The organism is Chryseobacterium sp. KACC 21268, from assembly GCA_028736075.1.
Taxonomy (GTDB): Bacteria; Bacteroidota; Bacteroidia; order Flavobacteriales; family Weeksellaceae; genus Epilithonimonas.
The window spans coordinates 160,764-174,497 of the sequence record CP117875.1 but is presented as its reverse complement, the minus strand read 5'-3'; the positions used below and the strand labels follow the sequence as shown (position 1 = coordinate 174,497).

15 protein-coding genes are annotated in these 13,734 nt (G+C 37.5%); 12 read left to right on the top strand and 3 right to left on the bottom strand.

Annotated features, from left to right (window positions below; translation table 11 throughout):
• Positions 1 to 10 precede the first annotated feature (10 nt).
• Complete coding sequence (rpsJ, locus tag PQ459_00900; GenBank protein WDF47053.1) at positions 11 to 316, top strand: 30S ribosomal protein S10; 306 nt, start codon at positions 11 to 13, stop codon at positions 314 to 316.
• Positions 317 to 636: 320 nt separating this feature from the next.
• Positions 637 to 2,892, top strand: a complete 2,256-nt coding sequence (locus PQ459_00895; protein ID WDF47052.1) for a zinc-dependent metalloprotease family protein — start codon at positions 637 to 639, stop codon at positions 2,890 to 2,892.
• A gap of 1,041 nt (positions 2,893 to 3,933) precedes the next feature.
• Here PQ459_00895 and PQ459_00890 read toward each other — a convergent pair.
• Positions 3,934 to 4,656 (bottom strand): winged helix-turn-helix domain-containing protein, encoded by a 723-nt coding sequence (locus PQ459_00890; protein ID WDF47051.1) that lies wholly within the window; start codon positions 4,654 to 4,656, stop codon positions 3,934 to 3,936.
• 3 nt (positions 4,657 to 4,659) lie between these two features.
• Between PQ459_00890 and PQ459_00885 the strand changes: the two genes are divergently transcribed.
• Positions 4,660 to 4,800, top strand: a complete 141-nt coding sequence (locus tag PQ459_00885; protein WDF47050.1) for a hypothetical protein — start codon at positions 4,660 to 4,662, stop codon at positions 4,798 to 4,800.
• A gap of 127 nt (positions 4,801 to 4,927) precedes the next feature.
• Positions 4,928 to 5,518: a hypothetical protein gene (locus PQ459_00880; GenBank protein ID WDF47049.1), complete on the top strand. Its 591-nt coding sequence runs from the start codon at positions 4,928 to 4,930 to the stop codon at positions 5,516 to 5,518.
• Between the two features lie 83 nt (positions 5,519 to 5,601).
• Here the strand turns inward: PQ459_00880 and PQ459_00875 are convergent, their stop codons facing one another.
• A complete protein-coding gene (locus tag PQ459_00875) occupies positions 5,602 to 8,118 on the bottom strand; it encodes a hypothetical protein (GenBank protein ID WDF47048.1) in 2,517 nt (838 codons plus the stop codon).
• Positions 8,115 to 9,086 carry a hypothetical protein gene (locus PQ459_00870; protein WDF47047.1) on the bottom strand — a complete coding sequence of 324 codons (972 nt, stop codon included), beginning with the start codon at positions 9,084 to 9,086 and terminating at the stop codon, positions 8,115 to 8,117. The genes PQ459_00875 and PQ459_00870 overlap by 4 nt, the downstream gene beginning before the upstream one ends.
• A gap of 137 nt (positions 9,087 to 9,223) precedes the next feature.
• Between PQ459_00870 and PQ459_00865 the strand changes: the two genes are divergently transcribed.
• From PQ459_00865 to rpsC, 8 genes are all read left to right on the top strand, one after another.
• Positions 9,224 to 9,676, top strand: coding sequence for a low affinity iron permease family protein (locus PQ459_00865; GenBank protein WDF47046.1), 453 nt, complete (start codon positions 9,224 to 9,226; stop codon positions 9,674 to 9,676).
• 215 nt (positions 9,677 to 9,891) lie between these two features.
• On the top strand, positions 9,892 to 10,518 hold the full coding sequence (gene rplC, locus PQ459_00860) for a 50S ribosomal protein L3 (protein ID WDF47045.1): 627 nt from the start codon (positions 9,892 to 9,894) through the stop codon (positions 10,516 to 10,518).
• On the top strand, positions 10,509 to 11,138 hold the full coding sequence (gene rplD / locus PQ459_00855; protein WDF47044.1) for a 50S ribosomal protein L4: 630 nt from the start codon (positions 10,509 to 10,511) through the stop codon (positions 11,136 to 11,138). Before rplC ends, rplD begins: the two co-directional genes overlap by 10 nt.
• Before the next feature lie 3 nt (positions 11,139 to 11,141).
• The gene (rplW, locus tag PQ459_00850) at positions 11,142 to 11,432 is read left to right on the top strand and encodes a 50S ribosomal protein L23 (GenBank protein WDF47043.1); all 291 of its coding nucleotides are present in this window, start codon (positions 11,142 to 11,144) and stop codon (positions 11,430 to 11,432) included.
• A gap of 20 nt (positions 11,433 to 11,452) precedes the next feature.
• Positions 11,453 to 12,274, top strand: a complete 822-nt coding sequence (gene rplB, locus PQ459_00845; protein ID WDF47042.1) for a 50S ribosomal protein L2 — start codon at positions 11,453 to 11,455, stop codon at positions 12,272 to 12,274.
• 2 nt (positions 12,275 to 12,276) lie between these two features.
• Positions 12,277 to 12,555, top strand: a complete 279-nt coding sequence (gene rpsS, locus PQ459_00840; protein WDF47041.1) for a 30S ribosomal protein S19 — start codon at positions 12,277 to 12,279, stop codon at positions 12,553 to 12,555.
• Positions 12,556 to 12,557: 2 nt separating this feature from the next.
• A complete protein-coding gene (gene rplV / locus PQ459_00835; protein WDF47040.1) occupies positions 12,558 to 12,953 on the top strand; it encodes a 50S ribosomal protein L22 in 396 nt (131 codons plus the stop codon).
• 8 nt (positions 12,954 to 12,961) lie between these two features.
• A complete protein-coding gene (gene rpsC, locus PQ459_00830; protein WDF47039.1) occupies positions 12,962 to 13,714 on the top strand; it encodes a 30S ribosomal protein S3 in 753 nt (250 codons plus the stop codon).
• The last annotated feature ends 20 nt before the right edge of the window (positions 13,715 to 13,734 follow it).

Genomic DNA, 13,734 nt, shown 5'->3' with positions numbered 1-13,734 from the left:
AATCAAAGAAATGTCACAAAGAATCAGAATAAAACTAAAATCTTACGATTACAACTTGGTGGACAAGTCTGCTGAGAAGATCGTAAAAACGGTAAAGGCTACTGGTGCTGTTGTAAACGGACCAATTCCATTGCCAACGAACAAGAGAATCTTTACAGTACTAAGATCTCCGCACGTAAACAAGAAAGCAAGAGAGCAGTTCCAATTGTCAGCTCACAAGAGATTGATGGATATCTACTCTTCTTCTTCTAAAACTGTTGATGCTCTAATGAAATTAGAACTTCCTTCAGGAGTTGACGTAGAAATTAAAGTGTGATGAATGCGTTGGAAGATGGATGACGGAAGTCAGAAGTTTTTCAGCAATCGCAAAACACGTTGCAACTATATAAAATCCGTTCTCGCAAGAGAGCGGATTTTTTTGTTAATTATTTAATGAAATTTTGTTTGATTAGCTTTTCTGGTGGTAGTTCATATTATTCTTAAGATATTTATTATAATAATTAATTATGACAGTAAAATTTCAATTATTAAGTTTATGCTGAAAACAGTAATTGTTTATGAATTATTTATAATTGGTTAAATTATATATTGGAATTGACATTAAATTACTACATTTGTTGCCCTAATTTTAACAATATGAATAAAAAATTAACTACTTTACTTTTCTTAGGTGGCCTATCCCTGATGAATGCGCAATGGAGCAAAGCAATACCTAATGTAGAAGTAAATCGAAAAAGTGATAACTCAGTTTATTACAAATTAGACATCAGTGCCATCCGTGGACAATTGCTTGCAGCCGATAAAGTTGGAAATGCTGCAGGAACAGTGACAGTCAGTATGCCGACAATCGATGGCAAAATTGAAAGGTTCGCTGTCAGCAGCTTCCCCGTGATGGACGAGGCACTGGCAAATCAATACCAGTTGGGATCTTATGTCGGTGTTGGAATAGATGATCCTACGAAATATGTGAGATTCAGTGTGGCGCCAAACGATTTCCAGTCTATGATGATCAGCAATGGTAAATATGAATTTATAGAACCTGCAACTACTGATAAAGCCTTCTATTCCGTTCATGGAAAAAGCAGTAAAATTGATGCATTCGCTTGTACTACAAAAGAAGATCAGGCATCTGTTGACAGATTAAAGGCGTTATATAAAAATGGTTCTGAAGAGAGATCCGGAAACAAAAAATTTCATACCCTTAGACTAGCTATGTCTGTTACTGGAGAGTATGGCGCTTATTATGGTAGTGTTGCGGCTTCCCTGGTACAGATCAACGCAACGATGACAAGGGTAAATGGTATTTTTGAGAAAGAATTCAATTTGCATCTTAATGTGGTCAACGCACCAAATATTATCTTCACAAACGCATCCACTGATCCCTACAGTGTTGCGGCACAGATGTGCAAATGGAACTATGAGTTGATGAACGTTTTGCACGGCGGCACTTATGGTATTACCGACGCGGATTTTGATATCGGACATTTGTTCGGAAGAAGTGGCGGCGGTGGTAATGCGGGATGTATTGGCTGTATCGGAAGCAATGATGTCTCTACCACTTCATACACTGCGGCGAACGGTGACTGTGGATATGCATACATTTCCCCAAACAATTATAAGGGAAGTGGTTTCACTTCGCCTGGCACAGGAGCTCCACAAGGCGATACTTTTGATATTGATTATGTTGCCCACGAGTTGGGACATCAGTTGGGAGATAACCATACTTACAGTTATAATGAAGGTACGTCTGTGACTGTAGAGCCAGGTTCTGGTTCTACGATTATGGGTTATGCAGGAATTACCGGAGCTAATACAGATGTTCAATCTAACTCAGATCCTTATTTCCATACCGTGAGTATCGATCAAGTACAAGCTAATCTTGCCTCCAAAACAGTAGATGTTGAGACTAACATTGCAAATAATCCACCAGTTGTGACAGCTATGACTGCCACTACTTATACAATTCCACGTTCAACAGCGTTTGTTTTGACAGCAACAGCTTCAGATCCTGACGGAGATACACTTAGTTACTGCTGGGAAGAAGTGGATGTCAGCAACTTGGCAGATGGTATTGGTAAGGTGTCCGGAACTGGTGATGGAGCTGCCACTATTGGAAGTACTACTAGAGGAGCTTCTTTCAGATCTTGGTTGCCAACTTCATCTCCTACACGATATTTTCCAAAACTGGCGACAGTTCTTGGCGGTGCTGTAAGAAATGTTAATGATTTTGAATCCACTTCTTCAGTGGCCAGAAATACCACGGCTAACCAAACAAAATTCCGCGTTACTGTACGAGATAACAAAGGTGTTGATACCCAAACGGCCTACACCACACAGAACATACAGGTAGGAACTGCGGCAGCCTTTACGGTCAACACAATTCCAACTTTGATCGCTGGTGCCAACTCAACCATTACTTGGGTAGCTTCTGGAACAACGGCTTCTCCTTACAACGTGGCCAACGTGAAAATTGATTTCACATCCGATGCTGGTACAACTTGGACCACATTGGCCGCTTCGGTCGCTAATTCTGGTTCTGCAAGTGTGGCAATCCCAGCAAGTTTGGTAGGAAAGTCCGGACACATCAGAGTTTCAGCGATTGGGAACGTTTTCTACGCTGTGAAACCAGCGACGGTAAGTTCAACTTTGGCTGTTTCTGATGTTACCAACAAGTCAATTCAGATCTTCCCAAATCCAGTAAAAGATGTTTTAAATGTCTCTAACGTGACTTTGAACTCAAACTATGAGATCTTCAATGCAGCAGGACAATTGGTTTCCAAAGGTAATCTTGGAACTGGAAAGGTAGCTGTGAACAAATTAGCAAAAGGCGTTTACTTCCTAAATGTAGATGATAAAGGAACATCGGTGAAAACCAAATTCGTAAAAGAATAAGCAATCATTTATATAAACCAAAGCCGCTTCAAAATCTTGAAGCGGCTTTTTTACATTTATAATTTCAAGATCACTTTATTCAAAGTAATCCACAAAAAGAAATCTGGTTGATATATTATATTATTAAAAAATTTAAAACCGCTTAATACTTATCAAATAAAAGTAAATCTGTAACACTTAAATTTGCTAATCAGAATTGGGATAAAATTATATGAATAATGATTATTTTGAGTTTATAATAAATCATCATTTTATTAATTAAAAACAAATTGACTGAGATACTTCCTAAAATACCATTCAAAAAAATATTAAAATGAGAAAATTAATTTTTAACTCTTCTCCTTAGTTTTGGATTGGTTGCTGCCCAAACTCATCGTTTCATTTATGAGTTTAAATTCATAATCAAATCCATAACACATTGAAGTTTTAAATTGATACTAATTAATTATGACTAAAATTACATATCTATCTCATGTTTTTGCAATTGTAGCAATAGCTTTATTTTTTCCTAAAATGAGATTAGACATTACTAGTATTACATTATTTTCATTGTCAGTTATACTGAATATTGTTTCTATTGGTATTTTAATTAAGAAAAAGGACACTGTGAAAAAAGTATGGTTATATAGCAATTTGTTTTTGAATATCTTTTTTATATGCTTGTTTACATATACTGTATTTATGCTTTATCAATTAATGTATGGGTAAATGAGGAAGAATCTCACACAACTAGAGATGAAAAAAAAGCGAATTGAAAAAAATTAACATCTTTTGTTGGAAAGAGCGCACCTGCTTGTGAATACAACTAAAAAAAGATACAAGCAAGAATCTCGCACCGGTAAAGGAAAAGCAATCGCATTATTAACCTCGTAGAGGCAAACTGTCAATAGATTAATTAATTCTAAAATAAAAAAAGCGGTGTAGGTGCGTCCTGTTAATTACAAGTCGCACCTACACCGCTAGGAATTCTGGATGTTCTGATTTTCTATTAACAGGTCGCCTTTACAAGGCTTACAATCCTTTTAACCATTGTGCTTAGACCTAAAATTCCAGCCTGTATCCTTTGCTTCTTATCACCACAATTTTGATATTCGGATCTACTTCCAGTTTTTTTCTGAGTTTTGAGATGAACATATCCAGGCTGCGTCCCACAATCACGCCGTCATCTTCCCAGATTTCCTTTTGCAGTCGGCTTCGCTCTATGATTTCGTTGGGAGACCGGGCGAAGATCAGTAATACCCGGCTTTCCGTTGCAGTCAGGTCTATGATTGTTTCATCCATGATCAGTTTCCTGTCTTTTGCATCAAACAATAAGGAGCCGAGCGGCAACATATCATGATGCGGCTTTTCGTGAACAACTTTTCGTGGCTTCCCAGATTTCCAGACAATAAAACCTACTAATGCTAAAATTGATAATCCACCCAGAAGGTATCCGCTTTTTGCAGTGTTGATTCCTGCGGGTTTGAATTTAATGTTGATCAAATAACATGCTTTGGGTTGTCTTCTTCCGATGCAGGCTACGATATCATCTTTTCTGTTTTTGGAGACGGCATAGCCATATGCTACAGCGGAAGTTCTACAATTCAGAACGTTGACAATATAATCACTGGCTAGCGGATCTTTTGCCAACACACGATTGGTAAGATTTACAAGTGAGTCGGGTTGAAATGTAAGCGCATTCTCAAAGCTGATTTGGTATTCATTTTCCGAAATCATTTTTACCGGAAGCACTCTTGAAGTTTTGTCGCCAGACTGTAAAAGCAATTCATGTCCTATTTTTCGGAGCAGAACTTCTCTTCTGGCAAAGTCGAAGTCATCCTTATCCTCACTTGTGAAGGTGCCAGAATGATACAGATCAATGATAGAAAAATGAATCCAACCAGGTATTTTCGTTTCCGTGAAATGTGATTTTGACTAAGTTGCATAGTGTCAAGTTATTATTTACAAAGTTTACAATTTTATTTACAAACTGAATATCAAAAGCAGAAAAATATCAGACTAATTTCGCTGTGCAAACATTAAAAATATCAAAATTATGTCATTATTAAACAAACAAAACAAGATGAAAAAAGTAAATTATGGACTGGTTTTATTGCTGGGTGTAGTAAGCGCATTGGCATTTAACTTTGCGCCATTTGCCCACGTTCCTGATGCTAAAATTAAAAATGAAACGCCTAAGAAGGGTGTTCTAAAACCGCTATCTGCCAGTGAACAGAAAGCTGCCATAAAAAAGTGGGAAGCTACCCCTGATGGTATCATGTACAGGAAATGGGTTGCCTCTCCTGCTGGTAAAAAAGTGTTTACCAGTACTGCTAAAATCAGCAAGTCTGTGAAAAACTACACCGATATGTCGGCAGTTGTCACCTCTCTTTCTCTTCCGCCAGGCTCAAGATTAGGATTCGGAATCATGGTAAGAGTTGATGCAGATGATTATATTTTAACTTTTGATCCGCAAAAGTCTCAACTTGCGCCACTGCGCACTATAAAAGTTAATGACAAAATCGTGATCCGCAGCCATTACATCTCTCACGCACCCAAATATTCCTATCCTATCATAACGGGCGATTATGTAATACGTGACGGGCAAGTGATTTTTAAGCGGGCACCTCGCAAAGGTGGCTGTTAAATTAAATTATGAAAAGCAAAATTCTAAAAACCAAAAGCCACCTCAGAATCTGAAGCGGCTTTTATATTGAATTAAAATCAAATTTACTTACTCGTGTAATACCCAAAATACAGACAGCTGCTCTGAAGATTCTTATAAGTTGCTGTTTGGCTGTAGTTGGCTTTCAGCTGCGCAAACGAGGTTCGGAATTTTTCATTCTTGGTCTTGTTCGCAAAGAGTTCATTTTGTTTGGGTTTCTCTTCGTACTTAGGATCATCGTAATTTACCTTCAAAGGATTGTTGGCTTCCCATTGATAATACTTTCCTTGCTCCGCACTCGCCATTTGAAAGAGTATTCGTGCTTGGTTTTCTTTGTCTTTTGATAAAGTCAGTGCTTTCTTGTAATAATTAATGGCAAGATCAAAGTTGTCCGGTTCTACATAACTTCTGGCTGAGAAGTTTTTATAGTATAGATAAAATGGCGACTGCAGCTCATTCCCAAACTGGAACTTCGAGCCGTTCGAATTATCAACATCCATCACGAACAGTTCTCTGAAATAACCCAAAACTGAAGTATTGTAAAGCAAATTCCCCAAAAGCTGATTTGCCAATCTGGCTTTGTCATCATTACCTTTTCCGATATTTTCCAGCTGAATCATTGCGTCTGCCAATTCAATTTTATTCATTTTATTTTTGATGAATGGGAAATTAGCAAGACCTTCCGCTTTCATCGATTCCTCGGGTTTGCTCTGGAAACTTTCCCAAATGTTGTGTCCGAAAACCAACGATGAGATATTATTGAAACCATTATAAACGCCATTCTCAAAAGTCATCGGTTTCTGGATGTAGGTTTTGCCATCATCTTTCCATTCGCCCGTCATTTTCGGGATGCCTTTGTAGTTTTTTGCTTTTGAATAAAAATCTTTTGCCTTTTTGAAATCTGCCAATCGCATCTCGCGGTCGCCGTAGATTACGTTGAAGAAAGATTCAGGATCGGCAACGTCTTCCATCTTCTTCACTAAATAATTTTCAAACGCGGTCTTTTTTTGCTTTTTGTAAAACTCTTCCACTTTTTTCACGAGGTCAGAATTCGGATTGTACTGCAGGTCGGAAAGGTTGTTGTTCATCAGAAAAGATTTGGCGTCCTGCTTCTCGATGAAATAGCGGTTGGCAAGGATGTCCATCACAAAGTCTTTGGTTGCCGGCTGGTACAGCCAATTGTTGTAATTGCCTTTCTGCTCAAAAACTTTGGAATATTTTTTCATTAATGAATTCTCAAATTCCGGTGTGATGATAGGCTGGGAAACGATCTCATTCAGCATTTTGAATTTCTCGATTTCGGCCAGATATTCTTTGTCCGTCGTTTTGATTTGAGATAAGATGTTTTGACTGCCTTTATAATCGGTGTTCAGGAATTTGATGTAGGCTTCACAAAGCTGCCAGAACTCGTCAGCACCTTTTTTGTTTTTGGCAAGGACAACCGTTGCTTCCAGCTCCATCGCAAAGTCTTTGCTTTCTTGTGCATAATTATCTGGTGCATAAAATGGTAGTCTTTTGTTTCGGAAATGGTCGCAGTCTTTGTCATTACAATAAGGATTCACGACGAGATAATTTCTTTCCAATTGATTGATGGCTCTTACGGTCAGGACTTTCAGAATGTCAGATTCGGTATTGTTCTCGATCATTTTATTCATAATCGGAACCGGATTGTTGAAGGAGTTGTAGGCCAAGAGAAAATACGCCGTGTTTTTATCTTCGGGTGTTTTGGTTTGGGCAAGGATTTTATTAAAGTCCTTATCTGTTGCCAGAAACATTGAGTTGTAGGCGCTTTCTTTCTTATTCTTTGTATTCTTGAACACCTGGAAGAAGTCCCAATTGGCTTTGTCGAATTGTTTTAGTCCACGCTCGGCACCGGCTTTTTGGTCGAGCGCGTAATAATACATATGGTTTTTCAGCTTCAAAGGTTCCACATAAGTCTGGAACGCATTGATCGCCGACTGGTATTTCCTGGAATAATGATTGAAACGGACAAGTTGATACGCATATCTTAGTTTGATTTCCGGATTGCTTGCTGCTTTGTAAAGTGAGATCAGAGCAGCGTTGGTTTTTTCATAATTAAGTTGGGTGGCATTCTTGCCAGCGGTTTTTTCGTCTCTGTAATAATAAGCGTCGGGATTCTCAATATAATTGATCCGCATGTACGGCTCCATATACTTGGCCTGAATCAGATAATCCATTGCTTCCTGATATTTGGTGTAGAAACCTTTCCCGAGTTTTTGAAATAATGGATGTGTCAGCTGACCTTTCTTGAGGCTATGCAAATGTTTTATGTCAACCTTGGTGACCAAGGCGTTGGTTTCTTCGTAGGTCAGTTTGTTATCAAAATATTTGACCCAAGATTCGATGTTTTCGTCTGGAATATTTTTGTCCAGCCTTCCGTTGTAATCGTAACCGTAGAAATGGCTGCTATAAGTGAGGAGAAATGGTTCGTAGGTTTTGTTGTGAATGATTTCCTGAGCAAACAGGTTGAAATAGTCATAATCCGGGTCATACCAGGCACAGGCTTTTGAGTTTTGCTGAAAACCTAAAATCAGAGCAGCGGTCAGAATTAGTTTTTTCATTGGAGAAGTGTTTTGTAGTTTTTGGTGAATCTCTCGTCGAGGTGATAATATATAAGGAGTGGTTTGTAATCTAATTTTTCATTGATGAAATTAATACTTTCCCGAATATCTTTTTCTGGAATTTCCTCGACTTTGATTTTAAAGCCTTTGTTCAGATATATCCCGAAATAGAAATCATCCTTCAGAACTTCGAAGTTACTGTCGTCGATCTTTCTGAAGTTTTTATTTTGCATCAATTCTTCTGCCGCTAATGCGTTGATCAGTTTTTTCTTTCCAACGTGATTGGTCACGATTCCCCAAGAGTAGATTGGTAGTGCGATATCCAATTTCACAGGATAATCGTCAATATTTTTCAAATAAGATTTCAAAGTCTTCACATTCAGGATAGAATTCTGAACTTGATTTTCCAATGGGGAAGAAGTGGCGTAACACATCAGGTACATTTTCTCAACCGGCGGAACTCCCGTCTGCAATTTATCTTTGACTTGGTGGAGCCTTAAAGTACAAGTCACATTTTTCTTCGAAACCTTTTTCAGTATTTGTAAGAATTTGAAGTAATCGTCTTTTGTAGAAGAAGTCCAGTCGCTGTCGATCTGGATTTCGTTTGCCAGATTGAGTTTGTGATTTGATTTAATCTTATTAATATGATCATTAATTTTATTAGCCAAAAATTCGATTTCGTTTTGTTTAATGTTGAACCAATTTTCATTCGTAATGAAAACGACAGGAACAATTTTTTTATTAATGGAAAAATTCTGATTGATAGAAATTACGCCGACTTCCAAAAATTGATTGTTATCTTTTACAACATCGAAGAATCTTGTGTAGAGATTTGGGAGTTTGCTTTGATCAAGGAGTTGTTGTTCGGTTTTGGTCAAGATTAATTTTGAACGCCAATAGTAAAATCCGTGGTCATTATTAATGTCAGTTTTCGAACAACTGATCATTAGTAAAAAACAAATAAGCATTTGCAAAGTTTTCTTCATGGAAATCTGTTATTAAGGATCATTAATATTAAACATTAAAATGAAAAGGTAAAAGGAATTCTTATAAAACAAAATTCAAAAAAGCATCACAACGAATGTTTAACTTTGAAAAAAAAAAAATGAACAATAAAAATCTGTTTGAAAGATTCTCAAACTGGGCAACAACTTTTACCGGAAGTTCTTACGCATTTATCGGTGCAGTTCTTATCGTAATTATATGGGCAGTCAGCGGTCCGATTTTCAATTACTCCGAAACCTGGCAGCTTGTCATCAATACCGGGACAACCATTATTACGTTTCTGATGGTTTTCTTAATTCAAAAAGCGCAGAACAAAGACGGAAAGGCAATTCAGCTTAAACTTAATGAACTCATCGCAGCCAGCAAACAGGCGAGCAACAGAATGGTTGATATCGAAGATCTTACCGAAAAAGAACTAGATCAGCTTCACGATTACTTTGTCAAAATCGCCGAATTGTCCAAGCAGGCAGAGAATATCCATAAATGTTATTCCATCGATGCGGCTGTGAAAAAACACAAGAATAAATATCAGGAGAAAAATCCTGAATTATAAATCCGTCATTCAAAATATCCTTTCCGGGAGAATATTTTCCCAAAATCACGTAACTCACAAATTATCAAATAATTTCCGAATATTTATTTGTCAATATAAAAAATATTCTTACATTTGCACACTCATTTTAGGGAAGGAGTATGCCTATTTCAAACATAGTACATTACGAAAACCGCTAGAGTGTTAAGTTTTAATATAATAGATATATATAAATAATGTCAGGTATTATTGGAAAAAAAATCGGGATGACATCTCTGTTTGACGAGAACGGCAAAAACTTGCCTTGTACCGTTATTCAAGCAGGTCCATGCTCGGTTTTACAGGTCAGAACCATTGAGAAGGACGGTTACAAAGCTGTTCAGTTAGGTTTCGATGACAAGAGTGAGAAGAACGTTGGTAAAGCGTTAGCCGGCCACTTTAAAAAGGCTGGTTCAACTCCTAAAGCTAAGTTGGTAGAGTTCTACAGAGAATTCGTAGACCAAGTAACAGTAGGAGAAGATGTAACTGTAAAATTATTCGGCGAAGGAGAATTCGTAGATGTTACAGGAACTTCAAAAGGTAAAGGTTTCCAAGGTGTTGTTAAAAGACACGGCTTTGGAGGTGTAATGCAGGCAACTCACGGACAGCACAACAGACTTAGAGCTCCAGGTTCTATCGGTGCGGGTTCAGATCCATCTAGAGTATTCAAAGGGATGAGAATGGCAGGCAGAATGGGAGGTAAGCAGGTAACTGTTCAAAACCTTCAGGTGTTAAAAGTAGATGAGGAACAAAATCTTTTAGTAGTAAAAGGTGCTATTCCGGGAGCGAAAAATTCTTATGTAATTATCAGAAAATGGAACTAGTAGTATTAAATACATCAGGAAAAGAAACCGGAAGAAAAGTAACTCTTGACGAAACTGTTTTCGGAATTGAGCCAAACCAGCACGCGGTTTACTTAGAGGTTAAACAATATCTTGCTGCTCAGCGTCAAGGTACTCACAAATCAAAAGAAAGAAGCGAGATCACAGGTTCTACCAGAAAGCTTAAGAAGCAAAAAGGTTCTGGATCTGCTAGATATGGTGATATCAAGTCGCCAACTTTCAAAGGTGGAGGTAGAGTTTTTGGTCCAAAACCAAGAGATTACCGTTTCAAATTGAACAAATCTTTGAAAAGATTAGCTAAGAAATCTGTACTTTCTCAAAAATTGAAAGACAACAGCGTTAGAGTATTGGAAAACTTCAGTTTTGATGCGCCTAAGACAAAAGAATTCATCACATTGTTGGATGCTTTGACTCTTACAGGTAAGAAATCATTATTCGTACTTCCTGAATCTAACAAGAATGTATATTTATCTTCAAGAAACTTACCTAAAACTAAAGTTTTGAATTATAATGAGATTTCTTCTTATGATTTGATCAACGCAGGTGAGATTATCTTCTTGGAAGATGCAGTAGAAAAATTTCAGGAAAACTTAAAGAAATAAATCATGTCACTTATTATTAAACCAATCATTTCAGAAAAAGCAAACTATCTTACAGAGTTGAGAGGTGCTTATTCTTTCTTAGTTGCTCCAAAAGCAAATAAGATTCAGATCAAAAGTGCTATTGAAGCACATTATGGTGTAAAAGTAGCGGACGTTAGAACTATGATTTATGCGCCTAAAGTTTCTACTAAAAACACTAAACAAGGACTTCAAGTTGGGAAAACCAATAAATTGAAAAAAGCTGTTGTAACATTGGCAGCTGGAGAAGTTATTGATATTTTCGCAACTAATTAATTAATTTATAAATAAGAGTAATGTCTGTTAGAAAATTAAAACCTATCACCCCGGGACAGAGATTCAGAGTTGTAAACAACTTTGAGGAAATTACTACCAACAAACCAGAGAAATCTCTAACAGTTGGTATTAGTAAGTCAGGTGGACGTAACCAAACTGGTAAAATGACCATGCGTTACACCGGCGGTGGACACAAAAAGAAATACAGAATTATCGACTTCAAAAGAAACAAACATGATGTTGAAGCAACGGTAAAAACTGTAGAATATGATCCAAATAGAACTGCTTTCATCGCATTAGTTGAGTACGCAGACGGAGAGAAAAGATATATCATCGCTCCAAACGGAATCAAAGTAGATCAAGTAATCATCTCAGGAGAAAGCGTAGAGCCAAATGTTGGTAACGCAATGAAACTGAAAAGTATTCCACTAGGAACTGTAATTTCTTGTATCGAATTGAAGCCAGGACAAGGTGCTACTCTTGCTAGAAGTGCTGGATCATCCGCTCAATTAACTTCAAGAGACGGAAAATATGCAATCGTTAAATTGCCTTCAGGAGAATCTAGAATGATCCTTACTGAGTGTTATGCAATGGTTGGATCTGTTTCTAACTCAGACCATCAGTTGACTGTATCAGGTAAGGCTGGTAGAAGCAGATGGTTAGGAAGAAGACCTAGAACAAGACCAGTAGTAATGAACCCTGTAGATCACCCAATGGGTGGTGGTGAAGGACGTTCTTCTGGAGGTCACCCAAGATCTAGAAACGGTATGCCGGCTAAAGGTTACAAAACTAGAAAGAAAAACAAAGCGTCTAACCGTCATATCATATCTAAACGTAAATAATTATGGCAAGATCACTTAAAAAAGGACCATTTATTCATCATACTTTAGATAAAAAGGTTCAGGCAAATATAGAGTCTAATAAAAAGACTGTAATCAAAACTTGGTCTAGAGCGTCTATGATCTCTCCAGACTTCGTAGGTCAGACTATCGCAGTACACAACGGGAAATCCTTTATCCCGGTTTATGTTACAGAAAACATGGTAGGACACAAGCTAGGCGAATTTTCTCCGACAAGATCTTTCAGAGGTCACGGTGGTAACAAAAATAAAGGAGGTAGATAATCATGGGATCAAGAAAAAGAGAAAGTGCATTAGCACGTAAAATAGCAAACCAAGATGTGGCAAAAGCGTTGCACAACGACTGCCCGTCTTCTCCAAGAAAAATGAGATTAGTTGCTGATATCATTAGAGGAGTAGAGGTAGAAAAAGCTTTGTCTATTCTAAAATATTCTAAGAAAGGTGCTTCTGAGAAATTGGAAAAAGTATTACTTTCTGCAATTGCTAACTGGCAATCAAAAAACGAAGGTGCTGACATCGAGGAGGCAAACCTAGTTGTAAAAGAAATATTTGTGGATAGCGCAAGACAATTGAAGAGACTAAGACCAGCTCCACAAGGTAGAGGTTACAGAATCAGAAAGAGATCTAACCACATTACATTAATCTTAGGTACTAAAAATTAATTCAAGGTATGGGACAGAAGACAAATCCAATCGGTAACAGATTAGGTATCATCAGAGGATGGGATTCTAACTGGTATGGAGGTAAAAACTACGGTGATAGAATCGCTGAAGATTACAAAATCAGAAGATACCTTGAGGCAAGATTAGCTAAAGGTGGTATTTCAAAAATATATATTGAGAGAACACTTAAATTAGTAACTGTAACTATCACAACTGCTAGACCAGGTTTAATTATCGGTAAAGGAGGACAAGAGGTTGACAAACTAAAAGAAGAGTTGAAAAAATTGACTGGAAAAGATATCCAGATCAATATCTTCGAGATCAAAAGACCTGAGCTAGATGCAGTACTTGTTGCTGACAGCATTGCGAAGCAAATTGAAAACCGTATCTCTTACAGAAGAGCTGTGAAAATGGCAATCGCTTCTACAATGAGAATGGGTGCAGAAGGTATCAAAGTTCAAATCTCTGGAAGATTGAACGGCGCTGAAATGGCACGTTCTGAAAACTTCAAAGACGGAAGAATTCCTTTATCTACTTTCCGTGCAGATATCGATTATCACATCGGTGAAGCATTGACCCAGTATGGTAAATTAGGAGTGAAAGTTTGGATTATGAAAGGAGAAGTGTACGGTAAAAGAGACCTTACTCCACTTGTAGGACAACAGAAAAAAGCACCTTCTGGAGGACGTAATGACAGAAATGACAGAGGCGGAGACAGAGAGAACAGAGGAGGCGACAGAAAACCAAGAAGAAATAATTAATAAAATTTTAGAGGCCAGTT